At 44.1% G+C, this 19,614-nt stretch carries 16 protein-coding genes and 1 pseudogene; 10 read left to right on the forward strand and 7 right to left on the reverse strand.

The features are described 5' to 3' along the window. Positions 1–96: 96 nt before the first annotated feature. On the forward strand, positions 97–300 hold the full coding sequence (locus K941_RS14575) for a DUF333 domain-containing protein (protein ID WP_051225831.1): 204 nt from the start codon (positions 97–99) through the stop codon (positions 298–300). A 226-nt stretch (positions 301–526) separates the two neighbouring features. On the opposite strand, the gene K941_RS0103180 is transcribed toward K941_RS14575, so the two are convergent. Next, the gene (locus K941_RS0103180) at positions 527–1,210 is read right to left on the reverse strand and encodes a YcxB family protein (RefSeq protein WP_029102471.1); all 684 of its coding nucleotides are present in this window, start codon (positions 1,208–1,210) and stop codon (positions 527–529) included. Between the two features lie 232 nt (positions 1,211–1,442). On the opposite strand from K941_RS0103180, the gene serS reads away from it, so the two are divergent. From serS to K941_RS0103200, 4 genes are all read left to right on the forward strand, one after another. Beyond that, positions 1,443–2,705: a serine--tRNA ligase gene (gene serS / locus K941_RS0103185; protein ID WP_029102472.1), complete on the forward strand. Its 1,263-nt coding sequence runs from the start codon at positions 1,443–1,445 to the stop codon at positions 2,703–2,705. 3 nt (positions 2,706–2,708) lie between these two features. After that, positions 2,709–3,008: a BrnT family toxin gene (locus tag K941_RS0103190; RefSeq protein WP_029102473.1), complete on the forward strand. Its 300-nt coding sequence runs from the start codon at positions 2,709–2,711 to the stop codon at positions 3,006–3,008. Continuing rightward, positions 2,995–3,228, forward strand: a complete 234-nt coding sequence (locus K941_RS0103195; RefSeq protein WP_029102474.1) for a hypothetical protein — start codon at positions 2,995–2,997, stop codon at positions 3,226–3,228. Before K941_RS0103190 ends, K941_RS0103195 begins: the two co-directional genes overlap by 14 nt. Before the next feature lie 317 nt (positions 3,229–3,545). Beyond that, complete coding sequence (locus tag K941_RS0103200) at positions 3,546–4,124, forward strand: RNA 2'-phosphotransferase (RefSeq protein ID WP_029102475.1); 579 nt, start codon at positions 3,546–3,548, stop codon at positions 4,122–4,124. Between the two features lie 103 nt (positions 4,125–4,227). On the opposite strand, the gene K941_RS0103205 is transcribed toward K941_RS0103200, so the two are convergent. Continuing rightward, positions 4,228–4,515: a hypothetical protein gene (locus K941_RS0103205; protein WP_029102476.1), complete on the reverse strand. Its 288-nt coding sequence runs from the start codon at positions 4,513–4,515 to the stop codon at positions 4,228–4,230. A gap of 401 nt (positions 4,516–4,916) precedes the next feature. On the opposite strand from K941_RS0103205, the gene tkt reads away from it, so the two are divergent. Beyond that, positions 4,917–6,935: a transketolase gene (gene tkt / locus K941_RS0103215; protein WP_036387362.1), complete on the forward strand. Its 2,019-nt coding sequence runs from the start codon at positions 4,917–4,919 to the stop codon at positions 6,933–6,935. A gap of 139 nt (positions 6,936–7,074) precedes the next feature. Here tkt and K941_RS0103220 read toward each other — a convergent pair whose 3' ends face one another. Further along, complete coding sequence (locus K941_RS0103220; RefSeq protein WP_029102478.1) at positions 7,075–7,953, reverse strand: DegV family protein; 879 nt, start codon at positions 7,951–7,953, stop codon at positions 7,075–7,077. 649 nt (positions 7,954–8,602) lie between these two features. Here K941_RS0103220 and K941_RS0103225 point away from each other — a divergent pair. Then, positions 8,603–9,703 carry an RNA-guided endonuclease InsQ/TnpB family protein gene (locus tag K941_RS0103225; protein WP_029102479.1) on the forward strand — a complete coding sequence of 367 codons (1,101 nt, stop codon included), beginning with the start codon at positions 8,603–8,605 and terminating at the stop codon, positions 9,701–9,703. Positions 9,704–9,754: 51 nt separating this feature from the next. Here K941_RS0103225 and rsmD read toward each other — a convergent pair whose 3' ends face one another. Together rsmD and mrdA are read right to left on the reverse strand one after the other, a co-directional pair. Further along, positions 9,755–10,348: a 16S rRNA (guanine(966)-N(2))-methyltransferase RsmD gene (rsmD, locus tag K941_RS0103230; protein WP_029102480.1), complete on the reverse strand. Its 594-nt coding sequence runs from the start codon at positions 10,346–10,348 to the stop codon at positions 9,755–9,757. Then, entirely contained in the window at positions 10,345–12,351 is a 2,007-nt protein-coding gene (gene mrdA, locus K941_RS0103235; protein WP_029102481.1) for a penicillin-binding protein 2, read from the reverse strand. The genes rsmD and mrdA overlap by 4 nt, the downstream gene beginning before the upstream one ends. A 364-nt stretch (positions 12,352–12,715) precedes the next feature. On the opposite strand from mrdA, the gene K941_RS0103245 reads away from it, so the two are divergent. Then, positions 12,716–13,240, forward strand: coding sequence for a hypothetical protein (locus K941_RS0103245; RefSeq protein ID WP_029102482.1), 525 nt, complete (start codon positions 12,716–12,718; stop codon positions 13,238–13,240). 119 nt (positions 13,241–13,359) lie between these two features. On the opposite strand, the gene K941_RS0103250 is transcribed toward K941_RS0103245, so the two are convergent. Together K941_RS0103250 and K941_RS0103260 are read right to left on the reverse strand one after the other, a co-directional pair. After that, complete coding sequence (locus tag K941_RS0103250; RefSeq protein ID WP_029102483.1) at positions 13,360–14,337, reverse strand: manganese-dependent inorganic pyrophosphatase; 978 nt, start codon at positions 14,335–14,337, stop codon at positions 13,360–13,362. A gap of 233 nt (positions 14,338–14,570) precedes the next feature. After that, complete coding sequence (locus K941_RS0103260) at positions 14,571–15,146, reverse strand: lipocalin family protein (protein ID WP_029102484.1); 576 nt, start codon at positions 15,144–15,146, stop codon at positions 14,571–14,573. Positions 15,147–15,847: 701 nt separating this feature from the next. Here K941_RS0103260 and K941_RS0103270 point away from each other — a divergent pair. After that, positions 15,848–17,158 (forward strand): membrane protein, encoded by a 1,311-nt coding sequence (locus K941_RS0103270; protein WP_029102485.1) that lies wholly within the window; start codon positions 15,848–15,850, stop codon positions 17,156–17,158. 409 nt (positions 17,159–17,567) lie between these two features. Next, a pseudogene (locus K941_RS14580) lies at positions 17,568–19,583 on the forward strand (heme lyase CcmF/NrfE family subunit); the annotation flags it as partial. Positions 19,584–19,614 lie beyond the last annotated feature (31 nt).

Here is a 19,614-nt window from a genome sequence, read left to right on the forward strand (position 1 = left end):
CACTCAATAGGTGCTTTATGAAACTTTTATTCCCCCCTAACCCTTCTTTTTACCCTAACCGCTTGCTCGGTACATCTTGAACCGCAAAGCGTGCAAATGGTTGGTATTTCTACCCCTGCCACCGAGTTTTGTTTAAAACAAAAAGGTTTTGTCAATCCCACTACCGTGAACGGCAAACAAGTCAATATTTGCGAATTACCAAACGGTCAAAAAGTGGAAGTGAATGAATTTTATAAAATAAGCGGTGGTTCAGAGCAATCGCACTACACCCCCCGACCAAACAACAACCAATCAAGATAAGACTTATTCTACACACTCTTATTTTACGGCGTTTAACAGAAAGTTTGTTATTCTTAACCCCAATCAAGTTTAATGTAGTCAGGGTTAGTAATACTTTATGGTTTATTGGGATATTTTAGTGTATCAAAGGGTTTTGAAGGGGTCTTTTGATGGAATGACCATCAACCTTAAGTTTTTCCTTAAAAAACGTGTCATTTTTAGTGCAAACACCAAAAGCAGGCACGTCCTAAGCCACATTTTCCATCTTTAACCCTTTTGGTGTAACCTCGCCCAAATGCTTGATAATGGTATCAATCGGTAAGTGATTGTTTTTTAGGCGTTTTGGGATAATTTGTGAGCCTTTTTGCCCTTGATGTTCAAACATGGCAAAAATAAACTCATCGGTCTCGTCCCATGAAGTTACCGCCGTCCAAGGGATAATCGCCTGTTGCATTGGGGCGGCTTTCATCGTGAAGCCTTGGGTGGTGTGTCCACGTTTTTTGTTCACAGACTGGATTTGTTCCAATTGCTCGCTCGCCATCGGTACGTTCATCACCAAGCCTTGTGGTTGTACGCCCAATTTCATTTGGTTAAGCTCAGGCGGTAATTTAATCTCATTGAGCTGTTTGTCAAATTCTCGTTTGGCATACCATTGCAATCCTTTTGTGCGGGCAATTAAATAGCCAATGCACAGTCCCAAAGTTAGCCAAAACAAAATCGTAGAATAGCCCGACACAAAAATAATGCCCAAAATGCTCGCTACCGCCAGCACGCCAAGCACCAGCCATTCTTTGGTGCGGACGGAGCTAAGCCCAAAGGATTGACTGGATTTGTTAAATAGGGCGAGCTGGGCGGATTTAAATTCGCTCTCGGTCATCGCCATAGCGACAGGCTGTATGGTATAAGGGTAAAGGGCTTTTTGCTTGCTCATTGTATCTCCTTAAAATAAGATGGGGTATTGTAGCACTATTGTGGCAAATTTTCATTAAAAATCCTAATGGGAATTTGTCAAAAAATTTGTTATAATTGACGACATTTAACAAATTTTATACCAAAAGAACTTAAAAAATGATACAAATAAACCATTGTCCCGTACGGACGAATTGCAATTCGCCCCTACAAAACCGTATCATATTTTGGGTTCATTAATATAGGAATGCACAATGCTAGACCCAAAACTGCTCCGCTCTGACCTTGAAAATTTGAAAGCAAAACTCGCCACTCGGGGTTATGAACTTGACATTGCTTTTTGGCAAGACCTTGAAAACAAAAGAAAATCTTTGCAAGTAGAAACCGAAAACTTACAGGCCCAAAAAAACAGGGGGGCAAAAGAAATCGGTCTGTTAAAGAAAAACGGACAAAATACCGATGACTTGATGGCTCAAATGGCAAAAGTCAGCGATGAAATGAAACGCTGTGAAGACGACTTGCGTGAACTTCTTGCTCTAATTGAAAGTGAGAGCCTAAAAATCCCCAATCTACCAGACGAGTCTGTACCTGTGGGAGAAGACGAAAACGACAATGTAGAAGTGCGTCGCTTTGGCGTGCCACGAGCGTTTGATTTTGAGATTAAAGACCATACCGATTTGGGCGAAGGCTTGGGACTCTTAGACTTTGAAATGGCGAGCAAACTTACAGGTTCACGGTTTAGCGTTTTAAAAGGACAACTTGCCAAATTAAACCGTGCCTTGGTGCAGTTTATGCTGGACACCCACATAGCCCGTGGCTACACCGAAATGTATGTGCCTTATATTGTCAATAGCGAAAGTCTAAAAGGCACAGGGCAATTACCCAAATTTGAAGAAGATTTGTTCCGTTTGCGTGAAAAAGATTATTATCTGATTTCAACGAGTGAAATTCCCTTGACCAACACCGTGCGAGATACGGTCATTGAGCCAAGCGAGTTGCCGATTAAATTGACCGCCCACACGCCGTGTTTTAGAAGTGAGGCAGGGAGTGCAGGGCGTGATACACGGGGGCTTATTCGCCAGCACCAATTTGAAAAAGTGGAAATGGTGCAAATTGTCAAAGCCGAGACTTCTATGCAAGCCTTAGAAGAGATGACCGTACAGGCGGAGAGTATTTTGCAGGCGTTAGAACTTCCCTACCGTGTGCTAACGCTATGTACCAAAGATATGGGATTTAGTGCCACCAAAACTTATGACATTGAAGTGTGGCTACCCAGCCAAAATACGTATCGTGAGATTTCTAGCTGTTCAAATTGTGGCGACTTTCAGGCACGGCGTATGCTTGCCCGCACCAAAGTGGACAAAAAAACCGAGCTTGTCCATACCCTAAACGGCTCTGGCTTGGCGGTGGGGCGGACTTTGCTTGCCATTATGGAAAATTATCAAAATGCCGATGGGACAATTACTGTGCCTAAGGTATTGGTGAGTTATATGGGTGGCTTGGAAGTGATTGGGTGAGGTATGCCAATTCTTGAATTTGGTGGAATGATTTTTGAATGGCACGACCCAAAATATGAGCTTGTGCTAAATAAACGCAAAATCACTTTTGAAGAAGTCGTGAGTGTATTTGCTGATTATTGTGCCATTGAATTTGAAGATGTTGGTGATTACAATGAACAAAGAACAATCATCATTGGTATGAGCAATCAAGCAAGATTGTTGGCGGTGGTTTATACCGAAAGGGGCGATACTTTTAGGATTATTACCGCCTATTTCCCAAGTAACGAACAAATAAAGGGTTATCATAATGCAAGATTTTGATTTTGAACGCTACAAAAGTTTGGATATGAGTAAGGCTCGTCCCGCACGCCAAAACCCCAAAATTAAGCGATTACAAGATAATTTGGGAATTGCACCACCCCAAGATGATTTAATGAGTTTGTTTGATAGCGATGTACAAGAAACGCTAAAATTACACAATTCACCACAAGACAGAATGCGATTAAATACAATGATTCGGGTGCTGTTCGCCACGACTTAATGGGGTGATTGTAAGGTAGGGTGTGTAATGGGTACTTTATGTTTAATGATTCTTTAAGTGATAAAGAATATAATTCAAGCTTATCAAGCCATTTATCGTACGCCTGTTAGTCAAATTGCTGTACCAGAGCAATTTAGAATGAAGGTTTTGAAGTATTTTTTAAAGAAATTCCTGCGGACAATACACCAAAAAAGCAAAAAATATGCCCAATCCTTATTAAAAGGCTTAACAATTTTTAATATGATTTAATTGCCAGAGCAACGGATACTGATGATTGGGAATTGGATTAACCATTTATAAAAAAAGTAATGAGTTAAATGAAACTAAACGAACAAAAAGCCAAAAAAATCAGTAAATTTTTAAGTCTTATTTTACGCCACCGCCCAGAAACCATTAATCTGACTTTGGACAAACAAGGCTTTGCTTATATTGATGAGTTAATCAAAAACACCAATCAAAAAACAAGTTTGGGTTTTAAATTGACTTATGAACAACTTTATGAAGTGGTTGCCACCAATGACAAAAAACGCTTTGAAATATCCGAAGACAACATCCAAATCCGAGCAGTGCAAGGGCATTCAACGCGGGTGGTAGAACGAGATTTTGAGCCTGTTTTACCGCCCGATGTTTTGTATCACGGCACGGCTCATCAATTTATACCGTCCATTTTAAAAGACGGTTTATTGCCTAAGTCTCGCCAATATGTGCATTTGTCAGGCGATACTAAAACCGCCAAAGCTGTTGGTAAAAGACACGGCAGAGTGCAAATTTTACAAATTGACAGCAAAAAAATGCACCAAGACGGTTATGAATTTTATCAAGCCGAAAATGGCGTTTGGCTAATTAAATCCGTGCCTGTGTCATATTTGACGGTTTATGAGGGGATTATTGTTTAAACAAAAAACACACGCTTAAATAAGGGTGTGTTTTTTGTTTTTGCTGTCAAAATGGTTATTTTAAACAATTACTCACACTTCCCATCTGTTCTATCAACCACATTTAATACGCCAATGCTTTGGTATTGATTGTCGAAAGTCTTTTTAAAAGTTTGTCCATTTTGGTGAATGGTAACGCAAACTGGCTGATATACCGAACCACATTGAATGTCGGCATATTTTTCATTATAAAGAATGTCATTAAATTGCACAGGCGTTCTTTCTGGAATTTGGCTGGTTGGGATTGTGTGGTGGGGTTTAAAGGGTTGTCTTTAACAATATTTTGATTGCTATGACAAGCATTTAATCCAATACCCACAATGCTTATTAATAAAAGCGTTTTTAATTTCACAATTTTACCCAATCGTATATTTAATGGCGTGTTTAATTTTATTTAAAAACTTTGAACGGTGGGAGCGGTGTGCGTGGTATTAAATGGGTCATCTTTGGAAGATTGACACGCAGTCAATGCCAAGCCCAAAAGGGCAGTCGGTAATAGATGAATGATGTTCATTATTTGCTCCCAAGAGCGTTGTTTGATTTTAGCAAATTTTTTATAAGATAAAAAGCATTATTTGTGCCGATAAAATTTTAGTACGAATTATTACATTATAATAATTTATCAGTAAACTTATCATTGATTGCTATTGTTTTTTGTAAATCCTATCTTTATTTACAAACAAACAATTTTTATCCATAATTTGCCAAAATATGTTAAAATACCCCCACATTCCAACGCTTTGAGACCTTATTATGACTTCTCTCCCCACCTTTAATCCCTCCCTAAATGAGCGACACAACGCCAACGCCATTCGTATCCTTGCCATGGACGCTGTCCAAAAAGCCAACTCAGGACACCCTGGGGCTCCCATGGGTATGGCAGACATTGCCGAAGTTGTGTGGCGTGAATTTTTAAATCACAACCCCAAAAACGCCAAATGGGCAAACCGAGACCGCTTTGTATTGTCAAACGGACATGGCTCTATGCTATTGTACGCCTTGCTACATTTGTCGGGCTATGATTTGACCATTGACGACATCAAAAATTTCCGCCAACTCCACGCCAAAACCGCAGGACACCCCGAACACGGCTATGCGGACGGCATTGAGACGACCACAGGACCTTTGGGGCAGGGCATTGCCAATGCGGTGGGTTTTGCCTTGGCTGAAAAGACTTTGGCAGGACAATTTAACAAGCCCGACAACGCCATCATTGACCACTATACCTACTGCTTTTTGGGGGACGGCTGTCTTATGGAAGGCGTGTCGCACGAAGCCTGTTCGCTCGCTGGCACGTTAGGACTTGGCAAGCTCATCGCCTATTATGACGACAATGGTATTTCTATCGATGGTGAGGTGGAGGGCTGGTTCTCAGACGACACCGCCAAACGCTTTGAAAGCTACAACTGGCAGGTACTGCGTGTGGACGGACATGATGCCGATGCCATCCGTGAAGCAACCCTACAAGCCAAAGCCGAAACCAACAAGCCCACGCTTATCATCTGCAAAACCGTCATTGGTCTTGGCAGTCCCAACAAACAAGGTAAAGAAGATAGCCACGGAGCTCCCTTGGGCAACGATGAAATCGCCTTGACTCGTACCGAGCTGGGTTGGGCAAACAATAACCCATTTGAAATTGCCGATGAAATTTATCAAGCGTGGAATGCGTGCGATAAGGGCAATAAGTTAGAAAGCGACTGGAACGCCCAATTTGCCGACTATCAAGCCAAATATCCAAGTGAGGCGGACGAACTGCAACGCAGACTGTCAGGCGAGTTGCCAAGCGATTTTGACGCCAAAGCGGACGAGTTTATCAAAGCCTGCCAAGCCAAAGGCGACACCATCGCCACTCGTAAGGCAAGCCAAAATGCCATCGGTGCGTTTGCCCCATTATTGCCCGAAGTTTTGGGCGGTTCGGCAGACTTGGCAGGGTCAAACTTGACCTTGTGGAGCGGTGCTAAGGGTGTGCAAGACCACGCTGACGGCAACTATGTGCATTATGGCGTGCGTGAGTTTGGTATGACCGCTATCGCCAATGGGGTGGCGTTGCATGGTGGCTTTATCCCTTATACTGCCACGTTTTTGATGTTTATGGAGTACGCTCGTAATGCCGTGCGTATGTCGGCACTCATGAAACAGCGTGTCATCAACGTCTATACCCATGACAGCATTGGGCTTGGTGAGGACGGCCCGACCCATCAACCTGTGGAGCAGATTGCAAGCCTACGCCAAACGCCAAACCATTTCACTTGGAGACCGTGCGACACGGTGGAGACGGCGGTGGCATGGAAAGTTGCTCTACAAACCGCCAATGCCCCCTCGTCCCTTATCCTATCTCGCCAAAACCTTGCTCATCAAGACCGCACGGACGAACAGGTTGCTTTGATTGAAAAAGGGGCGTATGTCCTTGCCAAAGAACAAGGCGACTTACAAGCCATCATCATCGCCACAGGTTCGGAGGTGGACTTGGCAATGCAAGCTCATAAGGTTTTAAGTGAGCAGGGCGTGGGCGTGCGTGTGGTGTCTATGCCATGTGCCGAAATCTTTGTCAAGCAAGACCGTGATTATATTGAAAGTGTATTGCCTAGCGATGTCCGTGCTCGTGTGGCGGTGGAAGCAGGCATTACCGATTATTGGTATAAATTTGTTGGACTTGACGGCAAAGTCATCGGCATGACAACCTTTGGTGAGTCCGCCCCTGCCAAAGATTTGTTTAATCATTTTGGTATTACCACTGATAAAGTCGTGGAAGCGGTGAAATCGTTGGTTTGATTTTGATTGTTTGATGTTTTGCAATAAAACCAATTGGCATTGTACCGATTGGTTTTTAATTTTTTGGCGGTGGTTTAACTGCCTGCTTTTTAGGCTACCGCCAAAACATGATTAAAAGCGAACAGAAGTCCGCTTTTGATTATTTAAGGTATTTAACGATTCTGGGTGCTTTACCATAATATACACCCAATCCCACGCCTGTCGGTCCATGGTTGGCAAGAGAGACGGTAGAGACAGGAATCACAGGTACGTCACGCAGTCCATATTCATTTGCTAGCAATTCTTTAAAGTCATCGGTAAAGAAACCCATGGAGGTATCAACCATGTAGATAAACGCATCTTTATTGCCAATATGGGCGATGGCTGTCTCTGCCATGTAGTTGATGCTACGCTCGATTTTACGGACTTTATCGCGAGGGATGACACGTCCTGATTCATCTACCCACATGATGGGCTTGATGCCGAATAGGTTGGCAATGAAACCAGCAGGGGCAGATAGTTTTTTGTTGCGGATGATAAAGTTTAGGTCAGATAAGGTAAACATAAACAGACTGTTTTTGCGTAATTCATCTAAGCGATTGACAATGTCAAGCATGGATTTACCTTCTTGCATCATCAAGTCTGCCTCAAATGCCAATGCCCCCTCGTCAATATTTAGGGTTTTGGTGTCGTACACATAGATGTTCATTTTGCCAACAAATTTAGTTTTTAGTGTATTAAAAATTTCATGGCTTTTACTAATGGCGGATGAGATGGTGCAAACCAATACCTCTTCATAGCCTTCAGCGTACAATTCGTCAAATAAGGCATTAATCTCATCGGCGGTGGGTGGACTGGTTTTGACCGACAGATTGGGGTTGTCGTAGAGCATTTGACTTAGGCGTGCGGTATCAATGTCTCTGATATCAAGATGGTCTGTGCCATCAATAATGACGTGAAAAGGCACTAAACGCACGGTATGAGGCGTGTTGATGTAGTTTAAGCTAGAAGAAGATGTGCTAAGAACAATGCGTTTCATGAAAACCTGCTAAATAAAAATCACACAGGGTGTGATGGCAAAATAAGATGAGCAAAGATTTTATATTAAATAGGTGGGCAAATTTATGATGTTTAAATGATTGGAGTAAAATTCGAACAAAGAACTAGGGCGTGCCTACCATTGATAACATTTTTATAAAATAAGATGAAAATTTAACGCTTTTATCAATTTTTGCATGAAAATGGCTAAATCTTGTGGCTCGAAGTCAAAAACTTGTCTGATAGAATAACTATCAGTCTCAAGTTTTTTCCTTGAAAAACGTGCGATTTTTCTCATTTTTCATTAGACTTCCTGCAAAACTAGGTTTTCCGTTCGCCCCGAGCTTGTTGAGGGGTAGCGGAAAACCGTTATGGTTCGACAAGCTCACCACGAACGGTTTTCCTTATTTTTGGGTTTTGCAGGAAGTCTGTTGCAAATACTAAAGTTAAACACGCCCTAAAAAAGCAACGATACTATTTAATATAAACAATTTAGGTCATTTTAAATAAAATTCATCCAAAAGTAAATGTTTTTATCAAGTGTTTTTTGGTAATAATTGTTTTGGTAAAGGTTAATTTACCCCACCCCGCCGTAAAACCACCGACTTTAGGCGGTGGATATAAGGCATTTACTATGCTACAATACCCCCATGAAAACCCTTAAACTCCGTATCTACACCAAACACTCAAACCAACTTGAAAAACTGTCAAGCTCGGTAAACTTTGTGTGGAACTATATCAACGAGCTTGGTTTTAACTACTTGCAACGCACAGGCAAGTTTCTATCTGCCTATAACCTAAACGAATACACCAAAGGTAGCGGTGAATACCTAAATCTACACTCCCAAACCCTCCAAGCCATCAACGAAACACACACCAAAAGTCGTAAGCAGTTTAAAAAGGCTAAACTATCATGGCGTACCAATAACCCCAAAGCCAAGAGAAAGTCTTTGGGCTGGATACCTTTTAAGAAGTCTGCCCTAAAACTCATCAAGACCTACCAAACAGGCAAAAAAGCCTTAAAATCCAAACTGCAACTATCCCTTACCAAAGGTCAAAAGCTCATCATTACCGTCTTTGACCAATATAACCTATCCAATTACGACTTAAACACTTGTGAAATCGTACAAGACAGTTGTGGTAAATGGTATGCTTGTATTACAGTTAAAGACTTTCCTAAACAACAATGTGGCACAAAGTCAGTAGGATTAGACTTAGGTTGTAAAACAGCCGTTACTTGTTCTGATGGTAGCACACTCACTACCAAGTTCACCCACAAATACGCTAACAAACTTGCCAAAGCTCAACGAGCAAACAAGAAAAAGCAAGTAAAAGCCATTCATGCTAAAATTAAAAACAGTAGACTTAACACCATTCACCAATTTACAAGTAAACTTATTAAACAAAATGCCTTAATCGTGATTGGCAAATTAAATTCATCAAACTTCACATCAACCAAACTAGCAAAGTCTGTTTATGATGCAAGTTGGTTTGAACTTAAAAGACAACTGGAATACAAGTGCAAGAATGCAAATTGTCTCTTAGTAGAAGTTAATGAAAAGTACACAACCCAAACTTGTTCGCATTGTCTAACCATATCAGACAATAGCCCCAAAGGTAGAACAGGTCTTGGAATAAGAGTATGGACATGTAGCTGTTGTGGAGCTACCCATGACAGAGATGTTAATGGAGCTAAGAACATACTCCGTCTGGGACATCAGACGCTCGCAGGAGGAAGCCCCTTGCTTTAGCAAGGGGAGTATGTCACTTAATCTCTCAATGGGGGTATGCCTTGCTATTTTCTAATGAATGGGCAGGGTAAACACCCCTGCAGAAACCTGTCCAACTTTGACGGATTTGTATAGATTGGTAGAAAAAGGGGCGAGGATGTCATCTAGGGCGGTATCACTCTCAATGTAGCACAGCGTGTCAGCGTGGTAGAGTCCATGCTCTATAATACTACTGATAATGTCATGCCAAATATCAAGGGCATAAGGCGGGTCAATAAAGATGATATCAAAAGGCGTGCCGAGTGTGGGTAGGGCGGTTTGGGCGGTGCCATTGATGATGGATAACTGGCTGTGGGTGAGTTTTAGGATGTCGGCATTGTGTTTGATGGTGCGTGCTTGGGTGGGGTTTGGTTCTATCATGACGACATGAGATGCCCCTCGTGATAATGCTTCAAAGCCTAGCACGCCCGAGCCTGCACAGACGTCTAGCACTTTGGCGTCATGAATGTCTGCCATGAGCCAGTTAAAGAGTGTCTCACGCAAACGGTCAGGGGTGGGTCTTAATCCATCAGCGTCCACAAAGCTGATACTACGGCGTTTAAACTGTCCGCCGATGATACGAACTTGATTGGTGGTTTTGTAATGAGACTTGGTTGGTTTTTTCATGGCTGATGAGCTTGTCTGTTTTTTTCTGTCTTTTTGTGTTCTTCTTCGGCTTTTGCTCTGGCTTTTTCGGCTTCTGCCTTGGCGATTTTGGCTTTGATGGCCTCACGCTTGGCGGCACGGATTTTTACCAGTTCTTCATCACTGGGCGGTGTGATGGGATTGGTCTCACGTTGGAGAATCCAGTAATCAAACAAGGCTCGCCCGATGGGGGCTGCCACTTTACCACCGCCACCACCGTTCTCAACGATGACTGCGATGGCGATTTGGGGGTCATCCACGGGGGCAAAACCTGAGAACCACGCATGGTCCCAGTGACGGGAGTTGATGGCGGCTTTGTTATAACTTTTGCCTTGGGCGATGGATTTGACCTGTGCTGTACCTGTTTTGCCCGCCATGCGATAACGGGTGGTGTAGATGCTCTTTGCTGTACCCCGTTTGACAGTGTCTTCCATGGCGGTATGCATTCTGTCCCAGTCGGCTTCGGTGCCATTAAAGGGGATGACCCCGTCAGGTTTGTCAATGATGGTCACGGGAGCCTGCCCTTCGGAGCGTTTGAGCAGGTGGGGTGTGAGGTGTTTGCCCTTGATGGCGGTCATGGCGGTGGCATTGGCGACTTGTAGGGGGCTTGCCAAAAATGCTCCTTGTCCGATAGAGACAGAGATGGTCTCGCCTGGTAGCCATTCTTTGCCGTAGGTGTCCATTTTCCATTTGGGCGATGGCATGATACCCCCTTTTTCGTTGGGTAGGTCAATGCCTGTTTTTTTACCAAAACCAAAGCTACTCATCCAATCATGAAGCTTGTCAATGCCCATGCGATGAGCGTTTTTATAATAATAGGTATCCACGCTCATGATGATGGATTTGCTCATATTGACCGTGCCGTGCCCACCTTTTTTCCAGTCACGAAAACGGTGACTGTCCCCCGGTAAGCTAAAATAACCAGGGTCAAAAATGGTGTCATTCCAACCCATGATGCCATAATGCAAAAAGCCCATGCTTTCAAAGGGTTTGATGGTGGAAGCAGGCGGGTAGAGTCCTTGTAAGGCACGGTTATATAAAGGCTGGTCAATGTCATCTCGAAGCATGCCATACTCTTTGTTGGATATGCCAGAGACAAAGGGGTTGGGGTCGTAGCTGGGGTTTGAGACAAAGGCAAGGACGTCACCATTTTTGGGGTCAAGTGCCACAATCGCTCCACGTCGTCCTGCCAGTTGTTTTTGGGCGGCCATTTGTAGTCCATAATCTAGACTTAGATACAAATCGTTGCCCGCCACAGGGGGTTTGGTGTCTAGCTGTCGTAGAATCTCGCCGTGAGCGTTGGTCTCTACCGACTGAGAGCCTGGTTTGCCAAGCAAGACTTCTTCGTACTGGGCCTCGATGCCGATTTTGCCAATCAGGTCGGTGCCAGCATACAGGGCTTTTTTGCGATCGTCTTCGGCGATTTTTTTGGCTTCTTTGTCGTTGATGCGCCCGACATAACCGATGACATGGGCAAACAGCTCGTCATGGGGATAGACACGGGTGAGTTTGGTCTGAATGCTCACCCCTCGAAAAAAAGGTTTTCGCTCGCTAAACTGAGCAATCTGCTCTTCGGTCAAATCCATTTTGATGGTAATGGGGTTGTTTTTGGATTTGTCTATCCTTGCCAAAATGTCCGTAATCTCTTCATCGGTCAGACCAAAGATGGGGGTAAGTAGTTTTAGGGTGTAAGCTGGGTCTTCAATCTCATCGGGACTGATGACCGCAGAAAAAACCGGTACGTTATCGGCAAGCAACACACCATTACGGTCATAAATATAACCCCGTGATGGCGGGTCGGAGATGAGTTTGATGCGGTTGTTATCAGCGTTGGTTTGGTATTTATTGTATTGATAAACCTGTAAAAAACCATAACGAGCAAACAGCCCAATCATGCCAATAAGCACAAATAACGACGCCACGATCACTCGGCGTACAAAGACGCGAGTGCTGATGTCAGAATCGTTAGGACGTGATGAGGTCATGATTGGCACAAAAGAACAGCAAAAAACCCCTAATTATAGCATATTTTCAAAGGTGTATTCAATTTTATGATTCATCATCAGGGTAATCGCACCATATTTAATTTTTGGTAACTAAAATGATGGTTTAAACAAATTGGTAATTTTTAGATGCAAAATTATTTAAAAGCTCACCAAGTCAATTAAAATTTGAATAATTTGTTAAAAATATATTTAGATAAAATTAACTATAAATGCTCAATTTGCTTGATTTTTAATCAATTTATGTAAAATTTTTTTAGTGCGATTGCTCTGCATGATGTTAGATAAGCCATTGCAATTTTTGATAAATTGGTTATAATATACCAATTTTATTGGGAGATGCATGATGACTAAAAAATTACTTGTTGTCAGTCTTATTGCCACGCTTACTCTGACCGCTTGCCAAAAAGCCGAAGAAACCCCTGCCGAACCAAAAGCAGAGACCACCGCCCCTGCCGAACAAACCGCCACGCATGACCACGTTCATGGCGAGCATGACCACGAACACAAAGATGGCGAACATAGTCATGACCACGATGACCACAAACATGGTGAACACGCTCACGACCACAGCCACGACCATGCTCATGATAATGGACATCACCACCATGCTGATGGCGACAAATACCAATGTGGCGACAAAACCGCCCACATCGCCGTCCACAACCACGAAGGTGAAATCGAAGCTCACCTAACCACCGATGACATCACTTATGACTTAGCCCAAGACGTGCAAACCAAAGGACGCTTTACTTCTGATGATAGCATTGCTGGCGACGACAAAGGCATGGCATTGACCATTGACGGCGATAAAGCCAAAATCACCACGCTAGATGATACCGTCATTGTTGAATGTACCAAAGCAAGCTAAAACCGTTAAGGTGTTTAAAACAAAAGACCTGAATCACCATCAGGTCTTTTTTATGGCCATTTATCAGGCATATAAATCAGACATCAATCCATGACAGACAAGAACAAACATGCTTAAACCTACAACTGATAATACCGCTCCAAGGCAGGGATGATTTGCTTTTTACGGCTGACCACGCCTGCCAAGGTAAAGACCTTATCATCACAGTTCACCCCGAATGCCTTGGAGATAATCACATTTTGGGCAGGGTCATGAGCGAGTGCATAGCCCATTTGCTCCTTGATGTCCACCACCGCAATCATAAGATGATCCACGCCTTTTTCTGCCTGAATGAGTTTGGCAGTGGCTGTTAGCTCATCGATTCTGGCAAATATCTGACTGGGGGCGACCGTCTCAATCCCTGCAATGCCCCACCTCGTCGACCCAAACTCATAGCTTTTATAATCCATCAGCAAAATATCACGGGCGGACAGATGACTGACGTCACTTTTGGCAGAAAACATCTCATCTGCCAGTTTATCCTTATCCGCCACGTTCATCTGACACAGCTCACAGAGCTTTTGCACCACGAAACGGTCATCATCGCTCGTCGTGGGACTGCTAAGATTTAGCGTATCCGAGATGATGGCACAGAGCATGAGCCACGCCATGCTTTCCGTGATGTCCACGCCCTTTTGGGTGGTAAACATCTCATACAAAATGGTGCAAGTACAGCCCACAGGATGGATACGCACATAAGCAGGGGTGGGCGTGGTCAGCCCAAGCTTATGATGGTCGATGACGTAGCGGACATCAAACTCCGCCAAACCCTTGATGGACTGGGCAGGTTCGTTATGGTCGGTCAATGCCACTTTATCGCCCCGCCCCACAATGTCGGTCGGGCGACTGGCGTCTAGATACGGCAAAAGCTTGGCGGGTAACTCATCATTGGGATAACGCTCAAACCAACGGGCAAGCACAAATGCCGTTTCAAGGTTCGGCTCGCCCAGACGGTATGCCTGTGCTGATATGCCTTGGGCATTTAGCCAATGGGCAAACGCAAATGCCGAGACAAAAGCGTCCGTGTCGGGCGATGTATGTCCAAAAACGTGGTGCATGGGGTTCCTTAATGGTGCTTGATAAAGATGTTTAAAAAGACGCTCAAAGAATACATCTAACAAATTTGATACTTATCACAGGTTTGTAGAGACTGGCTCTGCACGTTCTTTAATGCTATCAGTTTTATAGGCGTGCACAGCATGCCCCTACACCCAAACATCATTGCATTTGTAGCAATTTTAAAGTTTCTTGGGTATATTAAAAACCAACAAAACCTTCTTTTTTAATCATCTTATTTCTGTGGCGTTTTGGTAAACTTACTAAGCTCATAGCCGTTTTGCTTGGCAATACCCAGATACCGCTCATAAGTGGCATCGTCCAGCGTGGGCGTGCGAGACAACACCCACAGATATTTATGGTTGGGCGTGCCGACTAGGGCGGATGTATAGCGTCCGCTTGTATCTTGGTCGCTTGCCAGCACCCAATAATTGGCTTTGCCGATGGGTAATTTTTTTAGAAAACTGGGCAAAAAGCTCACTCGCAGTTTGGCATTAGTCTCATCGGTGGCGTACGCTTCGCCATTGACCGATGTCATGCCGTCTTTGGTGGCACAGGCGTTTAGGACGTTGATTTTGCCGTTGTCTTTTAGGCTGTATGTGGCGGTGACGTTATGGGTGCATTTGTCCTGAAATGACATGGGCAAGCGTCCGATTTCATACCATCTACCCAGATAGTCATCAAGGCGAATTTGGCTGACGGTTGTCGGTGCCGTGCCGTTTGTGGGCGTGGGCGTGGCAGTACAAGCACTCAGGGCGGACAAGGCGATGATACTAAAAAGTAAGGATTTGGCAGGCTTGACGTAAGACATAATTTTTTCCTTTAATGCTTTGATAAATAATGTTTATCAAATTATTGTAGCACACTCCTGCTGTTTGGTCGCTGTTGTTTTGTTGTGATTTGTTCGCCACTTTTCACCCATCAGCATTTTAACCCATCGTAAAGCCGTGAAACATCGCCAAGAACAAATCTCATTTAAAATCAAAACAATTGTTTTACATCCAAAAACATCATCACAACCTTTTGATTTTTATTATATTTTTAAAAATTCCCTACCATCTCTCCATCTTTTCCCCACTTTTCCCCAAAATCTGTGGATAAGCCTGTGGATAACTTTAAAATTTGGGGCGTTATGCCATGATTAATCGGCAATGGCAGTTGATTGTATAAAATTTATACAGTTTTTTGTCAAATTTTTTCTATTTAAAATCAATAAGTTATGTCATAAATTTTTGGCAAATATCCCAATATGACAATCATGTTTCACGCTCATGACATGATGACCGCCTTGTGGATAAAATAAGAACGGCAAACATGATATTTACCGTTTTTAAATATTTATCCAAGGCAGGCGTTGGGCGAATATTTAAAGGATTGATTTTGGCAAAATAGACAAAACTGTGGTAGAATTAGCCGTTTTATTTTTTACCCTATTGCTTATTTTGTTAAATTTTGATTTTGTCAATTAGCCAATCGCCTAGCCCATTGCCAAACCCCAACAAGTGATGATTTATGTTTAATTCCATCTGGCAAGCCCTAGCTGAACACCCCGAATTTATCGCCATGCTCACCATTCCGCCCGTTACGGCTTTTGTAACGTGGGCTCATGTGTGGATGGCGTTAGAGATGTTATTTCACCCCATTAAGTTTTGGGGTATTCGTGTGCGTGGTATGCCGTGGGGCTTGCAGGGCTTAGGCTGGCAAGGCATTGTCCCTGCCAAAGCAGGCAAAATCTCTGGGGTCATCGTTGATCAGACCTTATCCAAACTTGGTAATATCGATGAGTTTTTGCAGGCGATGGAGCCTGAGGAGATGGCACAGTTCATCACCGAGACGGTGGATAAGAATTTAGAGAGTCTCATTGATGAGATTATGCTCGAACGCTACTACGCCCTGTGGACACATACCCCGTACGCCATCAGACGGCGGATTTATGCTCATGCTCACAGTGAGATGCCAGCGGTGATGAAGTCCTTAGTCATTGACCTAACCGCCAATGTTGAAGAGCTGGTGGACATGAGGGCGATGATTGTCAAACGCATGGAGAGCGACCGTAAACTCATGGTAGACATGTTTTTGCGAGTGGGTAAAAAAGAGATTAACTTCATCTGGAAAATCAGTGCCGTGATTGGCTTTGGTTTTGGGATTATTCAGATGGGGATTTTTTATTTTGTGCCACAGCATTGGACGGTGCCGTTTTTTGCGGCGATTTGGGGAGCATTAACCAACTGGATTGCCATTTGGATGGTGTTTAACCCTGTCGAGCCCAAAAAAGTCCTCTTTATCCGCCTGTTCCGCTATGACAATGGTCGGGTCAAGCCCATGTTGCCCCATTTTCATGTCTATGACTGGCAGGGCGGTTTTATGAAACGCCAAGATGAAGTGTCTAGCGTGTTTGCTGAGATTGTCGTAAATGAGCTGGTTACTTTAGAGAACATCATGAGTGAGATGATGTACGGCACTCGCTCGGCAAAAACCCGTGAACTCATGAAATCGCACTTATATGAGCTGTTAGAGTCGCCTGTGGTCAAATCCATTTTAAAAGTGGGTATGGATAACAAAGAGCTAAGTGCCTTTAAAGACACCATTATTGACAAATCCATTGATGCAACCATGATACCCATTAGAGACCCCAAACTTAACACATCTCGGGCAAGCAAAATCTTTGGGCTGTTTGAATCTCGCATTCGAGAACTCTCGCCCCATGAATTTCAAAACCTGCTAAGACCTGCCTTTAAAGAAGATGAGATGACATTGGTGATTTTGGGGGCGATAACGGGGCTGTTGGCAGGGTGGTTGCATTTGATTGCGGTGTTTTTTTGAGTGGCTTGAATATTTATTTTAAATTTAAAATAAATTATTGCCACATTTGATGGTTATGGCATTAAATGGTGCATGGCATGCACTCTGCCATTTACACTCTACAAAATGAAAAAGTACCACGGTTTTCTGTTCGTGGTGAGCTAAGTCGAACCATGACGGAAACCAACCTGCAGGCAAGCTTGTGGCGAACGGTTTCCGTAGTAAAATTCAATTTTGTTGGCTGTATCTATTTATAAAATTCAAATGGCTAAATTTATTTTTTAAAAAATTATCTTATAAATTTTAAACATCATTAATATGATGATTTATTTTAAAATTCATTTTTAAACAAATTTTTATCAATTTTATTTTTAAAAATTAGTAAAAACAAAACCCAAATAGCCGTCGCTAACTTGATGAGAATGTCTTTATGCTAATCACCGAACTGGGGTATTTTGCCTTACTGCTTGCGTTGGTGCTTGCGATACTACAAACCGTCCTGCCTGCACTGGGCGTGATAAAACATCAGACCGCTTGGCAACGCCTTGCCCCAAGCCTTGCCGTGGCAGGGTTTTTGGTGATGCTGGTGTCCTTTGTGGCACTCATGGCAGGGTTTTTGTACAACGATTTTAGTTTGGTGTATGTGGCAGGTCATTCTAACAGCCTACTCCCGTGGTACTATAAGCTATCAGCGACATGGGGCGGACATGAAGGCTCGCTACTGCTGTGGCTGACGATACTATCAACGTGGTGTATGCTCGTGGCGGTGTGTAGCCGTGGGCTACCGCTGGACATGCGAGCCAGAGTGCTGTCGGTGCTTGGTGGGGTGCAAGTGATGATGCTTGCTATGCTGACCTTTACCTCAAGTCCCTTTGTGCGGACACTGCCAAATCTGCCTGTGGACGGGGCGGATTTGAACCCACTGCTCCAAGACCCCGGACTTATTTTTCATCCGCCCATGCTGTACATGGGTTATGTGGGGCTTGCCGTGCCATTTGCCTTTTGTATGGCAAGCCTGTGGGCGGGTCGGCTTGATGCGGTGTGGACACGGTGGTCTCGTCCGTGGACGGTGGCGGCGTGGGTGTTTTTGACCTTAGGGATTGCCATTGGGTCGTGGTGGGCGTATTATGAGCTAGGTTGGGGCGGTTGGTGGTTTTGGGACCCTGTGGAGAATGCGTCCTTGATGCCGTGGCTTGCCAGTACTGCTCTCATGCACTCGCTTGCCGTTACCGAAAAACGTGGCGTATTCAAGGCGTGGACGATTATGCTTGCCATTTTTGGCTTTGCTCTGTCGCTCTTGGGGACGTTTTTGGTGCGTTCGGGCGTGATTACCTCTGTGCATTCGTTCGCCGCTGACCCGACTCGTGGCATGGCGATTTTGGCGATTTTGGGGGCGGTCATTGGCGGGGGCTTATTGATGTTTGCTCTGCGTGGTTGGCGTTTGACCGTGGAGAGTTTTTATCAGTTAAAATCTCGTGAGACCATACTGGTTATTAATAATATCATTCTACTGGTGGCGACACTGGTGGTGTTGTTAGGCACGCTGTATCCGATTATCGCTGATGCCTTTAAACTCGGTCAAGTCTCGGTGGGCCCGCCGTATTTTAATGCGTTATTTGTGCCATTATCATGGGTGTTACTTGCCCTTATGGGGGTGGGGGCAACCATGCGGTATAAATACGACAGCCGTCCGATGTTAAAAATACTTATGATGACGGTAGTGTGTAGCTTGCTACTGGGTGTGGTGGGTTGGTATATGATAAACCTACTGGGTGAGAATACGTCCTTTGACCATACCATTTATATCACGGCGAGTCTGTCGGCGTGGGTGCTACTGTTTATCGGGCTTGACATTAAGGACAAAACTCGCCATGCTAAGGGGTTTACCAATGGACTGCGTAAACTTAGCCCAAGCTATTATGGCATGCAAATCGCCCATATCGGTGTGCTGGTTACGGCACTGGGCGTGGCAGGCGTGAGTGCGTTAAGCATGGAAAAAGACGTGGCGATGACGGTGGGCGACAGCACGCACGTGCAGGGTTATGATTTTTATCTACAAGATTTTGACCTAGTGCAAGGTTCCAACTATGATGCCACACGGGCGACCATACAAGTCAAAGCAGACGGCAGGCTCATTACCAAGCTCTATCCTGAAAAGCGAAACTATGTCGTCTCCATGATGCCGATGACCGAAGTGGGACTGCGAGCGAGCCTGTTTAATGAGCTGTATGTCGCCTTAGGCGAGCCGATTGTCAAAGACGGTAAGGTGGATAATAACACATGGGCGGTGCGTGTACATGTCAAGTCCATGGTGCGTTGGCTGTGGCTTGGCTCTATCATCATGGCGTTGGGTGGGTTTATTGCCATGCTTGATAAACGCTATCGCATGAAAAAAGTCAAGGCAGACTTGGCAAAGAGCAAACTAAGCCCAACAACGGTTAATCAAGACAATGGCAAAAATAACAGCAAAGATAATG

It is taken from the genome of Moraxella caprae DSM 19149 (assembly GCF_000426885.1).
GTDB classification, from domain to species: Bacteria; Pseudomonadota; Gammaproteobacteria; order Pseudomonadales; family Moraxellaceae; genus Moraxella; species Moraxella caprae.